The sequence below is a fragment of the Psychrobacillus sp. FJAT-21963 genome (genome assembly GCF_001420585.1).
Classification (GTDB): domain Bacteria; phylum Bacillota; class Bacilli; order Bacillales_A; family Planococcaceae; genus Psychrobacillus.
In genome coordinates this window covers 561,675-581,873 of sequence record NZ_LJIY01000002.1, presented here as the reverse complement: position 1 = coordinate 581,873, position 20,199 = coordinate 561,675, and the positions used below count along the sequence as shown (strand labels likewise).

General features: G+C 34.2%; 22 protein-coding genes. 7 read left to right on the top strand and 15 right to left on the bottom strand.

The features are described 5' to 3' along the window. Window positions 1-16 precede the first annotated feature (16 nt). Together AN959_RS08685 and AN959_RS08680 are read left to right on the top strand one after the other, a co-directional pair. Complete coding sequence (locus AN959_RS08685) at window positions 17-442, top strand: thioesterase family protein (protein ID WP_056829937.1); 426 nt, start codon at window positions 17-19, stop codon at window positions 440-442. Further along, window positions 442-744, top strand: a complete 303-nt coding sequence (locus AN959_RS08680; protein WP_056829935.1) for a hypothetical protein — start codon at window positions 442-444, stop codon at window positions 742-744. Before AN959_RS08685 ends, AN959_RS08680 begins: the two co-directional genes overlap by 1 nt. A gap of 9 nt (window positions 745-753) precedes the next feature. On the opposite strand, the gene AN959_RS08675 is transcribed toward AN959_RS08680, so the two are convergent. Together AN959_RS08675 and plsY are read right to left on the bottom strand one after the other, a co-directional pair. Continuing rightward, window positions 754-1,047, bottom strand: coding sequence for a HesB/YadR/YfhF family protein (locus tag AN959_RS08675; RefSeq protein ID WP_053589447.1), 294 nt, complete (start codon window positions 1,045-1,047; stop codon window positions 754-756). Between the two features lie 69 nt (window positions 1,048-1,116). Beyond that, the gene (plsY, locus tag AN959_RS08670; RefSeq protein WP_053589448.1) at window positions 1,117-1,722 is read right to left on the bottom strand and encodes a glycerol-3-phosphate 1-O-acyltransferase PlsY; all 606 of its coding nucleotides are present in this window, start codon (window positions 1,720-1,722) and stop codon (window positions 1,117-1,119) included. A gap of 437 nt (window positions 1,723-2,159) precedes the next feature. Here plsY and parE point away from each other — a divergent pair, with 437 nt between their 5' ends. From parE to AN959_RS08655, 3 genes are read left to right on the top strand one after another with little or no spacing between them, the layout of a single operon-like run. Continuing rightward, on the top strand, window positions 2,160-4,130 hold the full coding sequence (gene parE / locus AN959_RS08665; RefSeq protein WP_056829933.1) for a DNA topoisomerase IV subunit B: 1,971 nt from the start codon (window positions 2,160-2,162) through the stop codon (window positions 4,128-4,130). Further along, window positions 4,127-6,559 carry a DNA topoisomerase IV subunit A gene (gene parC / locus AN959_RS08660; protein WP_056829931.1) on the top strand — a complete coding sequence of 811 codons (2,433 nt, stop codon included), beginning with the start codon at window positions 4,127-4,129 and terminating at the stop codon, window positions 6,557-6,559. The genes parE and parC overlap by 4 nt, the downstream gene beginning before the upstream one ends. 9 nt (window positions 6,560-6,568) lie before the next feature. Next, a complete protein-coding gene (locus AN959_RS08655) occupies window positions 6,569-7,753 on the top strand; it encodes an MFS transporter (protein ID WP_056829928.1) in 1,185 nt (394 codons plus the stop codon). Here AN959_RS08655 and AN959_RS08650 read toward each other — a convergent pair. The 4 genes from AN959_RS08650 to AN959_RS08630 form a co-directional block, all read right to left on the bottom strand. Continuing rightward, a complete protein-coding gene (locus AN959_RS08650) occupies window positions 7,750-7,959 on the bottom strand; it encodes a hypothetical protein (RefSeq protein ID WP_056829925.1) in 210 nt (69 codons plus the stop codon). The genes AN959_RS08655 and AN959_RS08650 overlap by 4 nt on opposite strands. 841 nt (window positions 7,960-8,800) lie before the next feature. Beyond that, the gene (locus AN959_RS08640; RefSeq protein WP_053589515.1) at window positions 8,801-9,025 is read right to left on the bottom strand and encodes a hypothetical protein; all 225 of its coding nucleotides are present in this window, start codon (window positions 9,023-9,025) and stop codon (window positions 8,801-8,803) included. Window positions 9,026-9,037: 12 nt separating this feature from the next. Then, entirely contained in the window at window positions 9,038-10,417 is a 1,380-nt protein-coding gene (locus tag AN959_RS08635) for an NAD(P)-binding domain-containing protein (RefSeq protein ID WP_056829921.1), read from the bottom strand. A 104-nt stretch (window positions 10,418-10,521) separates the two neighbouring features. Beyond that, window positions 10,522-10,968 carry a MarR family winged helix-turn-helix transcriptional regulator gene (locus AN959_RS08630; RefSeq protein ID WP_056829919.1) on the bottom strand — a complete coding sequence of 149 codons (447 nt, stop codon included), beginning with the start codon at window positions 10,966-10,968 and terminating at the stop codon, window positions 10,522-10,524. Window positions 10,969-11,074: 106 nt separating this feature from the next. Here AN959_RS08630 and AN959_RS08625 point away from each other — a divergent pair, with 106 nt between their 5' ends. Beyond that, on the top strand, window positions 11,075-11,584 hold the full coding sequence (locus AN959_RS08625; RefSeq protein ID WP_156350748.1) for a GNAT family N-acetyltransferase: 510 nt from the start codon (window positions 11,075-11,077) through the stop codon (window positions 11,582-11,584). Between the two features lie 124 nt (window positions 11,585-11,708). Here AN959_RS08625 and AN959_RS08620 read toward each other — a convergent pair whose 3' ends face one another. From AN959_RS08620 to AN959_RS08580, 9 genes are all read right to left on the bottom strand, one after another. Next, entirely contained in the window at window positions 11,709-12,770 is a 1,062-nt protein-coding gene (locus tag AN959_RS08620) for an NAD(P)/FAD-dependent oxidoreductase (RefSeq protein ID WP_056829917.1), read from the bottom strand. A gap of 476 nt (window positions 12,771-13,246) precedes the next feature. Further along, the gene (locus AN959_RS08615; RefSeq protein ID WP_056829915.1) at window positions 13,247-14,023 is read right to left on the bottom strand and encodes an AraC family transcriptional regulator; all 777 of its coding nucleotides are present in this window, start codon (window positions 14,021-14,023) and stop codon (window positions 13,247-13,249) included. 17 nt (window positions 14,024-14,040) lie between these two features. Continuing rightward, on the bottom strand, window positions 14,041-14,616 hold the full coding sequence (locus AN959_RS08610) for a LysE family translocator (protein WP_056829913.1): 576 nt from the start codon (window positions 14,614-14,616) through the stop codon (window positions 14,041-14,043). Window positions 14,617-14,840: 224 nt separating this feature from the next. Beyond that, window positions 14,841-15,254 (bottom strand): GNAT family N-acetyltransferase, encoded by a 414-nt coding sequence (locus AN959_RS08605; protein ID WP_056829912.1) that lies wholly within the window; start codon window positions 15,252-15,254, stop codon window positions 14,841-14,843. 22 nt (window positions 15,255-15,276) lie between these two features. Then, complete coding sequence (locus AN959_RS08600) at window positions 15,277-16,314, bottom strand: serine hydrolase (protein ID WP_056829910.1); 1,038 nt, start codon at window positions 16,312-16,314, stop codon at window positions 15,277-15,279. 217 nt (window positions 16,315-16,531) lie between these two features. Beyond that, complete coding sequence (locus AN959_RS08595; protein ID WP_056829909.1) at window positions 16,532-17,215, bottom strand: hypothetical protein; 684 nt, start codon at window positions 17,213-17,215, stop codon at window positions 16,532-16,534. A 128-nt stretch (window positions 17,216-17,343) separates the two neighbouring features. Beyond that, window positions 17,344-17,763, bottom strand: a complete 420-nt coding sequence (gene arsC / locus AN959_RS08590; RefSeq protein ID WP_056829906.1) for an arsenate reductase (thioredoxin) — start codon at window positions 17,761-17,763, stop codon at window positions 17,344-17,346. Between the two features lie 100 nt (window positions 17,764-17,863). After that, a complete protein-coding gene (locus AN959_RS08585) occupies window positions 17,864-19,174 on the bottom strand; it encodes an arsenic transporter (RefSeq protein WP_371256521.1) in 1,311 nt (436 codons plus the stop codon). Further along, entirely contained in the window at window positions 19,174-19,518 is a 345-nt protein-coding gene (locus AN959_RS08580; RefSeq protein WP_056829902.1) for a helix-turn-helix transcriptional regulator, read from the bottom strand. Before AN959_RS08580 ends, AN959_RS08585 begins: the two co-directional genes overlap by 1 nt. 376 nt (window positions 19,519-19,894) lie before the next feature. Between AN959_RS08580 and AN959_RS08575 the strand changes: the two genes are divergently transcribed. Beyond that, window positions 19,895-20,170, top strand: a complete 276-nt coding sequence (locus AN959_RS08575) for a hypothetical protein (protein ID WP_053589526.1) — start codon at window positions 19,895-19,897, stop codon at window positions 20,168-20,170. The last annotated feature ends 29 nt before the right edge of the window (window positions 20,171-20,199 follow it).

Here is a 20,199-nt window from a genome sequence, read left to right as displayed (position 1 = left end):
AGAGGTGACATGAAAGATGTATATAAGTGAAAAAGAAATAGAAGTGCGCTATGCAGAAACAGATCAAATGGGCGTTGTCTATCATGCAAATTATGTTATTTGGTTAGAAATTGGACGAACTCAATTGATTCAAGACTTGGGATTTACGTATGCAGGCCTTGAAGTAGATGGATATATCTCCCCTGTAACGAATGTCAATATTAACTATATGTCTTCTGTAAAATACGGAGAGACAGTAACAGTTAGAACCTGGATTGAGAGCCATGGAAAACTTCGTACTACTTATGGATACGAGATTTTACATAAAGATGGAACGATTGCATCAAAAGCTACATCCGAGCATGTTATCGTCAAAAAAGATAATTTCCGACCGGTTTCACTAAAAAAAATCAATCCGCAATGGGATTCGAAATATACTGAAATTGCAAAGGAACTTGTTTAATGGCTTTTGGAATTACACGTGATGAATTAAATGAATGGAAACGAAATGTACATAATGAGCAAATTGCATTTTTAACGCATTATTGGGTCGACAAACGTTTTCCAGGTTGTAATACGGTTACAAAAGTAGGCTGTAGTAATCTTTCCATTTTAATTGAGTGGGGTAAGCAGTACGGTTTAAAAGAAGAATGGATTGATTTCAAAGAAGGATATCCTCATTTTGACTTATTCGGTAAACACGAATATGACATTATGAAAAATGAAGGTCAACTTGAACAGCTTAAGAGGTTTAAAAAAGCGTGACAATAAATGTCACGCTTTTTTATAGGAGTAGGCTAATTCCTCCGTCTTGGTGTCTACATCTACATAAAGATCATGACCATTGAAAAACCATTCATCTTTCTCCTCGATAAAAAACAAGATATTTTCTATCGTTACAGTTACTGATGGAATTACGGGAGTATCAATTGTCATTCCTAAGGAGAACCCTTCGTTTATTGGACTAGTTCCGCCATAACGAGCATAGAAACGAATTGTGTCGCCATTCTGTACTTCCATTTCGTCATGGAACCATTTTAGTGCATCAGTGGAGATGAATATTTTCATGTGTAATCACCAAGCTTTCTTTAAAATCATTCGAGCATATTACATCTCATGGTAATAAGTGCGTAGTTGCTAAATCCATTTGACTTTCGGTTCTGTTCCTTCTTTGATTCGTTTTATATTCGTACGATGTCTATAAAAGATGAAAATTGCAAGAAGTAGTACTATACCAATCAATGGTAAATCGTGGTCTACAGTATAGTGATAAATAATAGCATATAAAACCGCAATGATAGAAAGAATCATCGACGTTAGAGAAACCATTTTAGTTAATTTTAGGATAATGAAAAATCCAACAACTAATAGCACAAATATAGGCCAGTTATATCCCAATAATATTCCACCTGAAGTGGCAACTGCTTTTCCACCTTTAAACTTCGCAAAAATAGGGAACATATGTCCTACAACAGCAATGATACCTAAAATTAAAGGATGTACATTAGCAGATTCAAAAAATGGTAACGCACCTAAAAGTGTTGCAGCTGTTCCTTTTAATATGTCCATGATTGTAACTACTAAACCGGCTTTTTTTCCAAGTGTGCGGAAAGTATTTGTACCACCTAGATTACCGCTTCCGTGCTCTCTTATATCTGTATTATAAAATAACTTTCCAACCCAAAGTCCAGAAGGGATGGAACCAATTAGATAAGCGAGTAAAAGTAAAATGAATGTAGTCATAGCATACTCCTTTTATTATGAAACTAATAATATAATGAACTTTTCTTAGTTTACCATGTACACAAAGCTCTCTTCAATGTTTAGTAAGTAAATATCTATTTAATAATACTAACCAAAAAATACTTTATAACGGTATAATTAATTATATATAATGAGCTAACATTAGAGTTAGGTAATATATAGTCAATTGATGCAGAAAAAATGTCTAAATTATTATGCTATTATGAACTTTGTTTAAAAAGTTATTGTATCACTATGAAGGAATAAGGAGCTTTAATAGAGAAAGCTATGGTATGGCAGATTGCATTACACTAGAAATTTATTTACAATTAAATTCTGTCCTATGTACTGTAAGTATTGACACATCGACAATCTGTTTGTAGGCTTAAATAGAAGTTAAGAACGGATGTTTTGTTTTTTTTGGAGGGGAACATATTTTGCGTAAAGATGAACTATTAACAAGTTATAGTGATGATGATATTCAGGTATTAGAAGGGTTAGAAGCCGTTCGGAAAAGACCTGGTATGTATATCGGATCAACAGATACTAGAGGATTGCATCATTTAGTATACGAAATAGTAGATAATGCAGTAGATGAAAGTCTTGCTGGTTTTGGGGACCATATAATTGTAACTATACATGAAGACCAAAGCATTACTGTTCGTGATTTTGGGCGTGGAATGCCAACAGGTACACATAGAACTGGAATACCTACTGCAGAAGTAATTTTTACAGTGTTACATGCGGGTGGTAAGTTTGGACAAGGTGGATATAAAACGAGTGGAGGACTCCACGGAGTAGGTGCATCCGTCGTGAATGCATTATCTTCATATGTTGAGGTAATTATCCATCGTGACGGCAAAAAGTTCATGCAACGCTTTGAAAATGGTGGTAAAGTCGTACAATCACTGACTCAAATAGGGTCTACTAAAGAAACAGGAACTTCTGTTCATTTCTTGCCGGATCCTAACATATTTTCAGTCATTAAATACAATTACGAGACGTTAAGCGAAAGATTAAGAGAATCTGCTTTTCTTTTAAAAGGATTAAAAATAGAACTAATCGATGAGCGAACAGGTGCTCATGATATTTTTTACTTTGAAACAGGAATAGAAGCATTCGTAGCATATCTTAATGAAGAAAAAGATGTATTACATCCGGTTTTCTATATGGAAGGCTCTCATGATGAAATAGAAGTTGAATTTGCTTTTCAATTTAATGATGGTTATTCAGAAACCATTCTGTCGTTTGTTAACAATGTCCGTACTCGAGATGGCGGAACGCATGAAACAGGTGCAAAAGCTGCTTTAACAAGAGTATTTAATGATTATGCTCGTAAAACTAATTTGTTAAAAGAGAAAGCTAAAAACTTGGAAGGTTCTGATATACGAGAAGGAGTTTCTGCAGTAATATCTGTTCGTATCCCAGAGAATATATTACAATTCGAAGGCCAAACAAAAGGCAAACTAGGTACAAGTGAAGCAAGAAGCGCTGTAGATGCTGTCATTTCTGAAAAACTACAGTATATATTAGAAGAAAACTCAGAGTTAGCTTCTTCTCTAATTCGAAAAGCTATTCGTGCACAACAAGCTCGTGAAGCCGCGAGAAAGGCACGTGAGGATGCTCGTAACGGAAAGAAACGAAAACCTTCAGAAATGTTATCTGGTAAGTTAACGCCAGCACAATCGAGAAATGCTGCCAAAAATGAACTATATTTAGTCGAAGGAGATTCAGCAGGAGGATCCGCAAAACAAGGTCGAGATCGAACATTCCAAGCAATCCTTCCTTTACGAGGTAAAGTTATTAATACAGAAAAAGCAAACCTAGCAGATATTATGAAAAATGTAGAAATTGCAACAATCATTCATGCTATTGGAGGCGGGGTTGGAGCAGAGTTCCAAATCGATGATATTGCTTATGATAAAGTCGTGATTATGACCGATGCTGATACGGATGGCGCACATATCCAAGTATTGTTATTAACCTTTTTCTACCGCTATATGAAACCATTGATTGAAAATGGAAAGATATATATTGCTTTACCACCACTTTATAAAGTATTTAAAGGAATAGGAAAAAAAGAAGTTTTTGAATATGCATGGACTGAAAAAGAGTTAGAAGCTGCAGCCAATAAAATTGGGAAAGGATACATGCTCCAACGTTATAAGGGACTTGGGGAGATGAATGCCGACCAATTATGGGATACTACCATGAATCCTGAAACTAGAACTCTTGTTCGAGTGACGATTGAAGATGGCGCAAGAGCAGAAAGGCATGTTACAACACTTATGGGTGATAAGGTAGAACCACGTCGTAAATGGATCGAAGCAAACGTAAACTTTAGCTTAGAAGATGATTCAAATATTTTAGAAAATGATAGATTACACACGGAGGATGAATTAGTATGACACAAACCGAACGTTATCAAAATTTACCACTAGAAGAAGTAATCGGTGATCGGTTTGGACGTTATAGTAAATACATCATTCAAGACCGTGCACTACCAGATGCGAGAGATGGGTTAAAGCCTGTTCAACGTCGTATATTATTTGCAATGTTTCAAGAGGGAAATACAAATGATAAACCATTCCGTAAATCTGCTAAAACAGTTGGTAATGTAATCGGGAACTATCATCCACATGGTGATAGTTCCGTTTATGAAGCAATGGTACGTATGAGTCAGGACTGGAAACTGAGACATATGTTAGTAGAAATGCATGGAAATAATGGTTCTGTTGATGGTGATCCTCCTGCAGCAATGCGTTATACAGAAGCAAGACTTTCTGCCATTTCTCATGAGCTACTAAGAGATATAAACAAAAATACCGTGGATTATATTGCAAATTTCGACGATTCTGATACAGAACCAGTCGTATTACCTGCACGTTTCCCAAATCTATTAGTGAACGGCTCAACAGGAATATCAGCCGGTTATGCAACGGATATACCACCACATGCACTTCACGAAGCATTAGATGCTGTATTAATGCGTATAGAAAACCCTGCTGCAACAGTGGATGAGTTAATGACTGTTTTAAAAGGTCCTGACTTCCCGACAGGAGGGATTATTCAAGGTGTAGATGGGATTAAAAAAGCTTATGAAACAGGAAAAGGTAAGATTGTCGTTCGATCTAAAACAGAGATTGAATCTATTAAGGGTGGCAAAGAACAAATTGTCATTACGGAAATTCCTTATGAAGTGAATAAAGCCAATTTAGTTAAAAAAATCGATGAACAACGTCACGATAAGCGTTTGGAAGGCATTGCCGATGTGCGAGACGAATCAGATCGTACAGGATTGCGTATTGTTATTGAAATGAAGAAAGATATAGATGCCCACGGTATACTACAATATTTATTTAAAAATACGGATTTACAGGTTACCTACAATTTCAATATGATTGCTATTCATAATCGTAGACCAACGATGATGACATTACCTCTCTTATTAGACTCTTATATTGGTCATCAAAAAGAGGTAGTAACCCGTCGTACTGCATTTGACTTAAAAAAAGCAAAAGAACGTCTGCATATTGTTGCAGGTTTAATGAAAGCTTTATCTATTTTAGATGAAGTTATTAAAACGATCCGTGCATCAAAAGATAAACGTGATGCGAAAAACAATTTAATCGCTAGCTTTGAATTTTCTGAAGCGCAAGCAGAGGCAATCGTTTCCTTACAGCTTTATCGTCTAACAAATACGGATATTACGGAGCTTCAAAAAGAAGAGGAGTCATTGAATGCATTAGTTAAAAAGTTAGAGAGTATTTTAGCTAGTGAGACCGTTCTTTTAAAAGTTATCAAAAAAGAACTACAAGAGGTAAGAAAACAATTTGCAGAACCACGTAAATCAATAATTGAAGATGAAATTGAAGAGATAAAAGTTACACTTGATGTCTTAATTCCAAGTGAAGAAGTAATTGTAACAGTCACGAAAGATGGCTATATTAAACGCACGAGTATGCGTTCGTTTACTGCATCCAACGGACAAGATTTTGCTATCAAGGAGTCTGATTACTTATTGTACCAGGAGCCTATCAACACGCAGCATCATCTACTTCTTTTCACTTCCAAAGGTAACTATATCTATCAGCCTGTACATGAGCTTCCGGATATCCGTTGGAAAGATCTTGGCCAACATATCTCAAGCATAATACCATTAGATACAAATGAATCACTTATTAATGTAATAGGAATTGAGACGTTTGACCTTGATCTATGTGTCCTTACAGCAACCAAGGAAGGACAGATTAAACGATCATTACTTTCTGATTATGTTGTTCAACGTTATGCACGTCCAATAAAAACAATGAATTTGAAAAAAGAAGATGAATTAATCCTTGCACAACTTGTTTCTCCGTCAGATGATGTATTGTTGACGACATATCACAGTTATTCTGTCCGGTTCTCACTTGATGAAGTACCAATTACAGGGGTAAAAACTGGTGGTGTGAAGGCTATAAACTTAAAAGATGATGATCTTGTCGTAAGTGTAAATGTTATTTCTCAAGATAGTCAGGAAGATATTACATTAATAACACAGCGTGGGTCAGTGAAAAAAATGGGGCTTAAAGAAATAGAATCTGGCGGACGCGCAAAGCGAGGAATCGTGACTCTACGTGAACTAAAGTCAAACCCTCACAGAGTTTTCGCTGTTATATTGACGAATAAAGCAGATGAAATTGTTTTAGAAACAGAAAAAGGTGTTCAAGAAGTTGTTCAAACGAATTCACTTCGTCCAACTGATCGCTATTCAAATGGATCCTTTATCGTAGATACAGAAAAAGACGGTCAACTTGTTCGAGTTTGGAAACAACCAATTGAACAGAAAGAGTAAGGGAATAATATGTGGAGAAATGCAAATGTTTGGATTGTGTTAGTAGGGGAAATGATTGCGGGACTTGGTCTTTGGAGTGGAGTCATTGGCAATCTAGAATTTATGCAAGAGAAAGTACCATCCGATTTTCATAAATCGTTAATCCTCGCAGGCGGTCTATTGGCCGGTGTACTAATGGGCCCACTAGCAGGGAGGATAATTGATCAATCTAAGAAAAAAACAGTGTTAATAGTATCTAGTGTAGGTAGGATATTAAGTGTTCTATTTATGTTCGTAGCAATTGCAACAGGATCTATTTGGTGGATGGTTTTATTCTTAATTAGTTTACAAATATCCGCTGCGTTTTATTTTCCTGCATTGCAAGCTACATTACCAATGATAGTGAATGAGAAAGACTTGTTACAATTAAACAGTTGGCATATGAACATTGCTACAATTGCACGTGTAGCTGGTACAGCTATTGCTGGCCTTGTTTTAGTCTATTGGTCAATCCAATATCTATATATTTTTTCCATGGTTGCATATGCTGGATTACTGGTATTTACGTGTATGCTCAAATTGGAGGAGAAAGAAGCTGTCACTGTAAATGGGGAGAAAGTAAAAAGCGGATTTAAAGAAATTTTTCCAATGTTAAAGGATAATACTGCAGTTCTTATGACAGTTATCTTAACTTTAATTCCATTATTGTTTTTGGGATCGTTTAATTTAATTGTCATTAATATTAGTGAAATTCAAGATTCCTCTTCCATCAAAGGTGCCATATATGCAGTAGAAGGTTTTGCCTTCATGCTAGGTACGTTGGTCATTAAATATATTGGATCTAAGTGGAAAGTAAGTAATATTCTATTCAGCTTTGTAATAATAATTGGACTTTCTGAGATATTACTATACTTTGCTGAAAGTCCTGCATTGACTCTAACGACTTTTGCTCTTTTTGGTTTTTCCATTGGATGTTTCTTTCCCACTGCAATGACAATCTTTCAAAAACAAGTACCCAAAGAGTTTCACGGAAGATTCTTTTCGTTTCGAAATATGTTAGACCGTGTAGCTTTTCAAGTAGTATTATTGTCAACCGGTGCACTTTTAGATATCATCGGATTGCAATATATGGTAGTTGTTTTTGGTCTAATTAGTGTTTCATTAACATGTATTTTCATGCTACAAATGAAAAAAAGTAAATTAGCATTCAATTAAGCAATATAAAAAGCATTTCCATCGGGTAATATACCTTGTTGGAAATGCTTTTTATATTTGTTCTGATACTGTTGTAATTTTTCCTTCTTTGTTTTCGTTTTTCGCACGTGCATACTAAATTCAACATCATTTCGGAAAGTTGTAACATCTTTACCAGTATTACGTAGTTGGTGAGAACGTTTTTTATGTGCTGCAGACTTAGCCATGTAACCACTCCTTAAAAATTTATATCTTACAAGAAACAGAGTATATTATTTTATACAAAAACACAAGAAAATGAATGTAAGAATGATATCTATTAGTATGTATGGAGCAAATGGGGAAGTGGTAGCAATGAATCCCAAGTTGTTGTAGAAAATAGTGTTTAAATAATCATGCATAAGTAGTTAGATATTGGAAAAAATACTGACTAAAGCTAAAAACAACAAAATGAAATCTAAAAGAACTTAATTTTTTTTAAAATAAACAAATCTGACCAGATATAATATATTAAGATGAAAAGCTATACAAAATCTTTTAGTGTTTAATTAGTGAGTGAGATCAATTGGATGCAATGAAAATAAATATAAACAAAAATATTGTTTGTAGTATTAAGTAATAAAATTGATATTAGATACAAAATTCTTTCTGATATCTCACTGTTTCAAGTATACTTCTTCAATGAAATATAACTTCGTATNTTATTGTAAATTAAATATAGATAATTATCTCCTTTTAGTGGAATTTGAACTTTAATTTGTTCATCTATATAATTCAAATGTTCCGATAGCATTACGAATACCCGACTTCGCTTAGTATAGATCTTTAATTGGTGATCACTAATTTTATCAAATAGTCCTTCTCGTATAAAAAGCAATTCAAATTGAATATATTTTTCACATATACTTGTTCCCTCTTTCCTTTTCATTACACGAACGTTCGTTTGTGTAATGAAAGAATATATAAACATTTTGACTGTATATTTTCCCCATTGTTAAATGTAAACAACACCCCCATCTAGAATATGAAAGGTGTTGTTTCTCTTCTAATAATCTAAGAGCTTTCTTTTTAACTTTGAATTGACTGTAAAACTCTTCCTTCCTTTAATTTTTCAATAGCTAATAAAAAATTACAGTAACTTTCTTTTCCGTACACTTCTTTACTACTTTTAAAAAAGTTGTTGAACATATAGGTTTTTGCTTGTTCTAAAGAATAAGATCTAGCTTCCATAACCAGTTTTAGATAGGAAATAAAATATTCTTTAGACAAATTAGACCCATTATTTACAGTCAAATACCTTCACCCCTAACATTTAGACGCTTCCATTCCGCAACATGATTGAGTAGAAATTTGTGATGTTAAATTAATACTACATACACCAGTTTCCGGTAGATCAAGTTCAACCTTTTTAGCTGATTTAAAGTCACCCGAAAGATGAGCAACAATAGATCTAACTTGCTCATAACCGGTAGCCATTAAGAATGTTGGAGCTCGACCATAACTTTTCATTCCAACTATATAGAAGTCTTTTTCTGGCTGTCTTAATACCTCTTCACCATGAGGTCGTACTGTTCCGCAACTGTGAAGGTTAGGATCAATTAAAGGAGCAAGTTCTTCAACGCTCTCTGTAGCAGAATCTATACTAAGTCTGATTTCTCTTATAAATGAAAAGTCTGGACGGCTGCCTGTGTTTGCAATGATTTCATCAACCGGAGAAATTGTTACTTCACTACCTTCTGATTCCCCAGTAATTCCGATTCCATCATTTGTCTTAGTTAATTGGTGAATAAGGAAAGGAGTATAGACTTTTACATGACTAGCATCAACTAATTGATGTATACGGCTACCTAATTCACCTCTTGCTTCCAGAGCGTCTTTATCTTCTCCACCGTACGCATCTTCTACGTTTTTCTTTCTCATGATCCAAGTAATTTCTACTTCATCATTTAACTGTGATAGTTCTAAAATTGTGTTAATGGCTGAATGACCGCCACCTACAACAGCAACTTTTTTGCCTTTGTATCTTTCCTTATGCTTTCCCTTAATATCAGGAATTCCATAATAAATGTGTTGGTTTAATTCTCTTTCTTCTTTTGTCCAAATACTATCTGCATTTATTGGATTTGGTTGTGACCAAGTTCCAGTAGCATCTATAACTGCCCTTGCTTCTATTCTTTTTGACATCCCGTTTTGTTCAATGTATATAACAAAGGAAGAATTTTCACGATTTGCAGTCTTCATTTTATCTAACCCTTTTTTACTAATCGAAACAACTCTTGTATTCAGTGATAAAAAAGGGTGTATTTCAGGTAAATTTGCTAATGGCTTCAAATACTCGTTAACTAATTCACTTCCAAATGGAAGTTGATCTAAATCAGGTGCATTCCAATGGTGTTTTTCTAGAGTTTTTTTAGCTATCTTATCGATGTTGTATTGCCATGGTGAAAATAACCGCACATGTCCCCAGTTTAGAATATTGCTACCAACACTATCACCTGACTCCAGTAGAATAAACCGTTCACCTTTATTCGCTAGATGGGCAGCAGCAGCTAAACCTACAGGACCAGCACCTATAATAGCTATTGGTAATTCCTTGTTTGAAGATGTTGTTACATCTACCTTTGTTTTTGCCGCGGGTGCGCAGCATCCCCCAGTGTTTACTTGTTTCAGTTCAATGTTATTCATTCTCTTACCTCCATAAATTTTTAGTTGTATTACCAAATATTAAATTGCTTATTAATTGCATTTTGCAAGTAATGTATATTTTTTTAAGCAAGACTTACTCTTGCTTAAAGTAGAGGTGTACAGCAAACGCTTGATTTGGACATAGCTTGATTTAGTAATTTAATAGAACGAATTACTGTTTCTCTTTCAAATTCATTCATATGGGAGAATACTTCCTCTAAATATGCATTCATCGATTCATCAATGGTTGTAGCCACAAACTTACCTTGCACTGTAAGAGATAAAATATATACTCTTTTGTCGGTTAAGGAAGGAGTTTTCTTTACTAATTCCATTTTTATGAGCGTCTGGATTTGTCGACTAAAAGTCGTTATATCCATTGCTATCGTTTCAGCAATTTGTTGCATGGATGGTGATGTTTGTTTATCTATTTCATAAAGAATGTGACTTTGTACGGATGATATTTCCACGGCTCCGATTGAACAACAATTTTTATTAAGAAGTCCAAACCTACGAGTAAGCAATTGAAATAGTTCACGTTTGTTTTCCATGTTTTCACCTCTTATATAATATATACAACATTTACTTGCAATGTGCAACAAATAACTTTAAAATTTCATTAAATACTTTTTATTATTTAAATTGGGGGAATCGGACATGACTATTTTGGTTAGAAATGCTACAAAGGATGATTGGGATGAAATTAAATATATTTATGAAGCTGGGATTTCCACAGGTTTAGCTACATTCGAAACCAAAGCACCTTCCACTTACGAACAATGGGTCTTAAAAGCTCATCCTGAATGTACTCTAATTGCACATGACGAAAATAAAGTTTTAGGTTGGTGCAAAATTACACCGATTTCAGAACGTTTGGCTTATGCAGGAGTAGGCGAAGTTAGTGTATATGTTCATCCTAATGCACAAGGCAAAGGTGTTGGTAATTTCCTCTTGAAAAATTTGATTACTCTATCTGAAGAGCAAGGTTACTGGACCTTACAGGCTTCAATTTTTAGGGAAAATAATAGCAGCGTTTATTTACACAAGAAAAATGGTTTTAGAGCAGTAGGAATACGAGAAAAAATAGGGAAATTAAATGGTAAATGGAGAGATAATATATTATTAGAGAGAAGAAGCAATTTAGTCGGATTAGAAGAAAATTATTAAGTTATTTTCACACGCCAATAAAGTGTAAGAATTTCTGCTGAATTAAAAGAAAAGAATCCATTATGGGCTAACTTAAATGGATTCTTTTTTTAGTTTAATAACTCCCGAATAGAACACTTTGCATTTAATTTAAACGATCAAGATAATGCAATAACTTTTTCACAACATACTGCGCGTCTTTCCCCACCCCTCTTAAGGTGGCAGAAGCAAAGGAACGTTGCCCTTCCATCCCCACATAATAGAGACCGGGAACTTCGCTTATTCCCGCTACATGTGAAGGCTTTCCTTCCACATCCAGTGCTCCAATGGCTTGAAGATATGGAAACTGTGGTCTGAATCCTGTTGCGTATATTATTGAATCAACCGGTTCTTTTATTCCGTTTGGCCAGATAACGCCATCTTCATAAAAAGAAGTAAACATTTGATGTTGATCTGGTTTTCCTTCAGCTAATTGCTTTTTGTATTGGCCAGTATCGTTCACTGCGCTTGAACTTGGTGCAGTTTTTCTAAATCTCCAAAATGGAAAGGTATCAAAACCGATTAGTTTAATCCAAAAATGCAAATCCTTGCCCAATACACGTTGTTTAACAAACTGGACAGGTCGTAATACTGCTAAGGACACTTGACTCACCTCTGCTAGCTCAACTGCAATTTGAATAGCAGAATTACCACGTCCCACAACAACCACTCTTTGATTTATAAATGGCTCTAAATTTTTGTATTTGGAGGAATGAAGACTTAGACCTTTAAACACTTCCTGCCCAGCTATATTTGGTATGAATGGATTGTTAAACGAGCCAGTTGCATTAATGATAGTTCGTGAATGAAATGTATCCCCTGTCATCGTACGAATCGTAAATCCTTCCCTATCTTTTTCTACAGATTCAACACGCTGGTTGGTTTCAACTTTCAATTGAAATTTCTTCTTGTATTCTTGTAAATAACGAACGACCTCATCTCTTCTCGGATAACGATCTTGTTCTCCTGGGAATTTCATACCGGGCATTGACGAATATCCTGCCGGTGAGAATAGTTTAAGACTGTCGTAATAACTTGGCCAGGAACCACCTACCTGATTGCCTGCTTCCAAAATTAGATATCGTAACCCTTTTATCTGTAAATGATAGCCAGAAGCAAGACCCGCTTGCCCTCCTCCAATGACTATTGAATCTAGAATACCTTTCACATAAACACTCTCCACTTTTTATTTGTAAATTACAAGTATTAGAAAAGAGAATTAATCATTAACATTTGAGCAACTGTGTTATTTTAAATAATTTGATAGTGTAAAGAGGAAGGGTGACCGATTTGCTAATTTATTAAAGGGGTTTGAACTAAAATATCTATTTAAAAATAACTATGCTATCAATTTTTCTCTTAAGATATTTATACTTTATTTATTTGTATTATGCAAACATTTGTTATGTAAAAAAGATTGGTTTAATGTATTTACAATTATAATTAATAGAAATGAGCTGGGAAATGTATCTCCAAGCTCATTGTATATCCCTGTCCGTTATTTACTAAAGCACCCATTAGTTGAATAACACTTTTCTAAACAATGCCATATCAAAGGCTAGGCTATAATATCACCTACTTTTAAAGTCAATTTTTTCCCCCTATATTTGAAATACATTTAAAGATAGTAGGAAAAACTCCGCCTCAATTGAAATGTGACATATATTCATAAGCTGTTGTACCATATACGCTTTTAAAGTGTTTATTTAAATGGGTTAAATCAACAAAACCACATTCTGCTACTGCTGAATAAATATCACCATTTTTCTCTATCAACCTCTTTGCACGTTCTATCTTGCAATTAAGAAAGTATTGGTAAGGGGAAATTCCAGTATGAGCCTTGAAAAATCTGATAAACTGAAATTTTGATATATTAAGCTCTTTGCATATGTGGTCCAGTTTCATCACTTTTTCTAAGTTTGTATGAAGCATTTCCTTTGCTTTTCTAATTAGAGCGTTATCTTTCTTAGAGTAGCTAGAAAGATTTGTTTGCATAAGACTGTTTGCTAGGGATAACAGTAATTCACTGCACAACGCTTCATCTTTTCCGCCTAGAATTGCACTTGAAAGACTTAATATTCTTTGTTCAAGTCTATAATCATATACAATAGGGGAGGAAAAACGCACTATTTCCTTTTTCTCCATAACCTCTAAAAGAAGTTGTGGCTCAATATATAACATAACATAATCAAGCCCTGATTTATCATGTGCCATTCCGTCATGTGCCTGTTCTGGATTAAAAAGCATTACACCATTTTGATAGGATAATTGTAAACTGCCATCCAAGTTATACTCTTGAATACCCCGCAATGTTACACCTATAGCATACTCCTTGTGAGAATGCTTTTTATACGTAAAATCAGTGATACTTGCTGACAACGCAGTAATACCTGCCGATTTTTTATAGATAAATTTGTCCATTTAATCCACCCCTTTATCTACATCCAAATCATTATAGCAGAATACGCTAAAAATAATGCCATAAGTACATTAACAAACTTTTGATACTTCTGTAAAAACACCTTGAACAATGCACCGAAAAGTACCCATGTAATAAATGCTAAAAATCCAATTACAGTTATAGCTATAACACTTATTGTAACAGCGGTCATTGAGACATGATAAGGCATAATATAGGTAGGAATTACAGTCATTGTAAATAGTACCACCTTTGGATTTAAGAACTGCAGAAGGAAGCCTGACAAAAACGTACCAGATTGGTTTACAGTTGGTTTTGTTGTATCCGTTTTGTAAACTTGATAAGCAAGATATAGCATATAAAAGCTTCCGATTATTTGCATAACAATTAAGATCTTCGGTATTATTGTTACCAGTATCGTATTCAACACAGCAGAAATAACAAGTAAAAAGCAAAATGCAATAGTTGCCCCATACGTATACTCCATTGCCTTTTTTGTCCCAGTATTATGTACTGTGGATAATATAACGATATTAGTGGGTCCTGGTGTAAAAGTTACAATAAAACAGTATAGTAAAAAAGATGTAATATTCATGAGGTACACTCCATTCAATGTATTCTCATAAATGATACATCTGACAATTACATTTCATATAGTATATTATTGCAAAATTTAGGTAGGCTCTTCTTCAACTAACCTACTTCATTAGTTCAATAAGAAAAAAGAGTTGCCTAAGCAACACTATGATCTTTACTAAAGCACTCGTAAGTTGAAGATGATAATGACTAAACTACTTATCAGATAAAGAAAAACCGTATTCAGTCATTAAAAATCCACATATTAAATTCCTCATTTTGTTCTTGTAAATACCATCCTGATTTATAATAATAATCATTTAAATAGGAATCAGTCGGACATAGTGAAATGATAGGTAAATCATTTATCGTTTTTAACAATTTTTTTAATAACCCCTGACCGCGATAAATTTCACTAATCGCAAATTGGTATAAAGATATATTTTTTTGTGTTTTTTTTCGGTAAAACCGAAATGCCCCTACTACTTGACCTTCTACTATTGCCACTATCATTTGCTTTCTTCTTATGGCTGCATTAATTCCAAGAGGACATAAAAACTCTTCAGAATAAACCGCGCTGTTATTGCGGTCTAAATTTTCGTTGAAGAACGACACAACTTCAGATATATGAGTTGGATTTGCTAAGGCTATCTGCATATTTCTCCCCCATTACCGCTTTTTAAGACAAAAGAGATTTATATATTTCCCCTATAATACCTTCCAATTGATGAACACCCAATTCTGCATTCGTCATTATGACCGCACCTTTCCCTAAATAGGGAAACGCCATCATCATACATTGAAATCCCACACCCCAACCGAGAGAGGTAATTTCTAATTCTTTTTCAGAGCCCTCAAGAAATACTCCTAATCCAGTCCAACTTTTACCTCTTTGTGGGGTTATCATTCCCTTTGCTAAACTTTCCGAAATGCTAACCTTGCTTTCACCTTTTACAGCATTCATTAGCTCTAGAACTAATGCAGCTAAATCCAAAGAAGTTGTCCATAGACCAGATGCTGCAGGATAAGGATATATAGGATATTTCCCCTCTTCTAATTCACCGTTTTTGTTATGACCACAAGAAAAATTTTGTCTATCTATTTCTAACATTGTTGTATGGAATTGGCTATTTGCCATTCCTAATGGTTCAAATATTTGCTCATTCATAACTTGATGAAACGGTTTTTCCGTAACATCTTCTATCAGTTGCTGAATGATACAAAAACCTGCATCTGAGTAGTGGAATTCACTCTCTGGATCGCACTTCACGGCAATAGGAACTTTACAGTAAGGAGTTTCCCCCTCAAATATTTCAACCATCGAAGGAATCCCTATATTGGAATTCAGTTCAAAAAAACTACCTTTAGGGTCTTTAATTCCAGATTGATGACTTAGTAAGTTTCTCAATGTAACTTTTTTATTTTTAGTAAAATCATTTACTGGCACTTTCCACGATACAAGACTTTCATTTACATCGACATCTAAATTAAAAAGTCCTTCCTCTACTAACTTCATAGCAAGCATCCCTGTTAAGAACTTACTAATCGAACACGCACTAAAACTAGAATCTTCATTTACTTTTCTATTGCTTTCCACTTCTAATAAGCCATAATTTTCTGTTCCACTAATTTTACAGCCCTCAAGCAATGTAATACTTAATCCTGGGACATTATAATGTTTCATTCGTTCTTCAATGTTAATGTTCTTTAATTTCACAATTATCCCCCTTGTTTGTATTATGAAATAAATTATAACACGAATATATGTTCTATTATAACTATATGTAAAATAAATTTTTCTTCAACTATACTGCTGCGTTAGTTGAAGTGTAACATTTCATATTGGATTGCAATCTACTTAATATTTTCCACATAAAAATAGACCATCGAAAATGATGGTCTTGTTTTACAAAAGAATTCCTTAGTTGAATAACTTATAAATCGGGTGAAGGTTGAAATTCAATTGATTTTGCTTGATACATTTTCTCACGATATTCATACACAATTACAAGTTGACCAACAAAGCCAGCTGGAGAAATTTGAGCTGAGATTGTAGCAGTAAGGAGTTGGTCTATTACTTCATACTTAATAGAACTTCCAAAAGAAATGTCTTGAAATAAGTTGGTAGGTTTTACTTCTAAAGGTCTTATATCAACCTTATATACTTTGTCACCTACTATTATTTCAGCTATTTCAGTAGTTAACTTTGTTTTTACATTTTTATTGATAATTGTGATAGGGTTATCAACAAGTATGTCAATCAATCCGTTCGTATATCCATAAACATATATTTCTTGCTGCAATACACCAGTACCATATCCTTGATTCAGAATGACTATTAACTCTTTCTTTTGATCTCTGTTAATGTCTTCATAAAATATTTGTGGGGCATAAGTAAAATTATTAGCTACGTTTATCCAAAAAGGTCTAGAGTAAACCTCCCCCTTGAAATCTAATTTGAAATCATAATATAAATCATTCATTTTTTTAGCATATAAGGTTATATTCTCTTTATTTGATTTTGCAACAATATCATATCCTTCAATTTCTGCCTTTGCGTTATTAGGTACAACAACAACAAGAAGAAATGCCATTATAAAAATGATGTATCTTTTCATTAGTTCAACACCTCATTTTAGTGTTCCCTAAGTTGGTTTCTTATTCAACTAACCTGCTCTTTAGTTTAAGTAAATATTGGATTCTAGTGAAAAGAGAACCAAGAGAATTTTCTCTTGGTAATGTTAAATTATTCGCCGGTTTCAGAAAAATGCTTGATTCTTTCTCCAATTTCATCACGAACTCGTTGGAAGGTAGCCCATTTTTCTTCATCAGTTCCTTGAGCTTTAGCTGGGTCGTCAAAGCCCCAATGATCCCGTTTCACATGAGGTGGTGTCATTGGACATTTATCAGCAGCATCCCCGCAAAGAGTAACTACAAACTCCGCATTATTTAATGTTTCCATATCAATGATATCTGAAGTTTGATCAGAAATATCAATTCCAATCTCATTCATCGCTTTAACAGCATTCGGATTTAAGCCATGTGCTTCAATACCCGCACTTAGAACTTCCCACTCATCACCTAAATATTTTTTCCCCCAACCTTCTGCCATTTGGCTTCTGCATGAATTTCCTGTACATAAAAAGTAAAGTGTTTTTTTAGTCATTTCTAAGTAGTCTCCTTTGTACTATTCTTTAAATAAAATTCAAAATTATATTACTGTTCTGCTATTATCGGTATAAAGATGGTTAATCAATTTCTCTCCATTAGAAAAATAATAATGAAATATATAAACCTAGAAGTGTAAGGAATAGGATTGGAATTGTTAGGATAATTCCAGTTTTAAAATAAGTGCCCCACGAGATTTTTACGCCTTTTTGAGATAAAACATGAAGCCAAACTAATGTTGCAAGTGAACCAATCGGTGTAATTTTTGGACCTAAATCAGATCCAATGATATTGGCATAAATTAGTGCTTCACGAATAGTTCCGGAAGTATTTGTTTCTACAATTGCTAAAGCATCTATCATAACGGTTGGCATGTTATTCATAAGGGAGGATAGGAAGGCAGCAATGAATCCCATTGACATCGTAGCCACGAATAACCCTTGTTCTGCAGCCACTTCAATTACTCCAGCTAATGCATTCGTTAGTCCTGCATTTCCTAATCCGTATACGACAACATACATACCTATGGAAAAAAACACAATATTCCATGGAGCGCCTTTTATAACAGTTTTTGTGTCAACGACGTTACTTCTTCTTGCCATTATTATAAAGAAAATCGCTATAATTCCAGCTACAATTGAAACAGGAATGTTGATGAATTCACTACTGAAGTAACCAACAACCAATATGGCAAGAACATACCATGAAAGGTGAAACATTTTTATATCTTTAATTGCTTCTTTTGGTTCTCGTAGTTTAGATAAATCATATGTCCTTGGAATGCTTTTTCTAAAATAAAATAGTAAAACACTAATAGTTGCTATCAGTGAAAATATATTAGGAATAATCATTTTCGAAGCATATTCCACGAAGCCAATATTAAAGAAATCCGCTGATACAATGTTAACTAGGTTACTTACCACGAATGGTAGCGATGTTGTATCCGCTATAAATCCACTCGCCATAATGAATGGAAAAATCATTTTTTCTTGGAAATTCAAATTACGAACCATTGCTAGGACAATTGGTGTTAATATTAATGCTGCTCCATCATTGGCGAAAAATGCAGCAACAATTGCTCCTAAAATACTTATATAAATGAACATTTTAATACCATTACTTTTTGCTGCCCTTGCCATATGTAAGGCTGCCCATTCAAATAATCCAATCTCGTCTAAAATTAGAGATATAAGGATTATTGCAATAAAGGATAATGTTGCATTCCAAGTGATGTCTACTACTTCCATTACATCATTAAAATCTACAACACCTACTAATAAGGCAATAACTGCTCCTCCACAGGCAGACCAACCTATGTTCAAACCTTTTGGCTGCCAAATAACGAAAACAAGCGTTACTATGAAAATAATTGAAGCTAAAATAATTGGCGACAAAGTGCTAACCTCCATTAATCACACGAGATACGTAATCCCTGTGCTTCTAATTCTTGTAGTTTAAAATCTTGGTTTGGAAGATGATGAATTAAGCTTTGAACCATTGAAAAAACTTCACTTTCTTTGTTCAATGAATACATAATCCATTGACCCCTTCTAGTTTCCCGTACCAATCCAGCATCTTTTAACTTCCGTACGTGCTGACTAATGGCAGGCTGACTAACCTTAAATATTTCAACAAATTCACATACACAATAATCATGAGTATCAAGCATTTTAAGCATTGTAAGTCTTGTTTTATCACCTAACAGTTTTAATATTGTCGCTGCCTTTTCTATTTCAACCGTTGATGTTTCCATAAAAGTACCTCCTTTCCATGTAATTATTAGTATATAACGATTTACTTATATAATAATATGCTTATATTATATTTACAACTATACTTCGAACAGAACTTGGACCATTATCAATTAGATTGACTGTCGCGCCCTGTATGGGTAGCACTTATGGGAGATTAATCCTTAAAGATTGATTTCCCCAGCCTTACCTTTATTTTAGAAAAAATGGGCATGTTTCTTGATTCACCTATTAACTCTATTATAATCATTCTGAAGGCTCTTCCTTATAAAAAATCTTATTCTAAGTCTCTTTTGTTATTCACATGTCCAGTTAAATATCCTTTTACTTCTTTTCAACATATAATGTTGAGAATCAAAATTAAAGGAGTGAAACACAATGGGATTTTTCCAGCCCGAGGGAACAATGGCACCACAATCCCCTCCACCACCTTTCATACCACCAAAACCTTCAGTATCCTATATAATTGACTGTTTATATCAAAACACGTATGTATGGCTTTTAAATGGGGACCAATACTGGTTCTACCCAACTCGTGTGGAATATGGTGAAGTATCTGGATATAGATGGAACGGTACCTTCTGGCAATTCTACGGAATTGACCCAAGATTTATAGATGCTGTTGCCTGTTATCCTACTCCTACCCTTTACTAAAATACAAAAAGCCTTTGGTAATTAAAAAC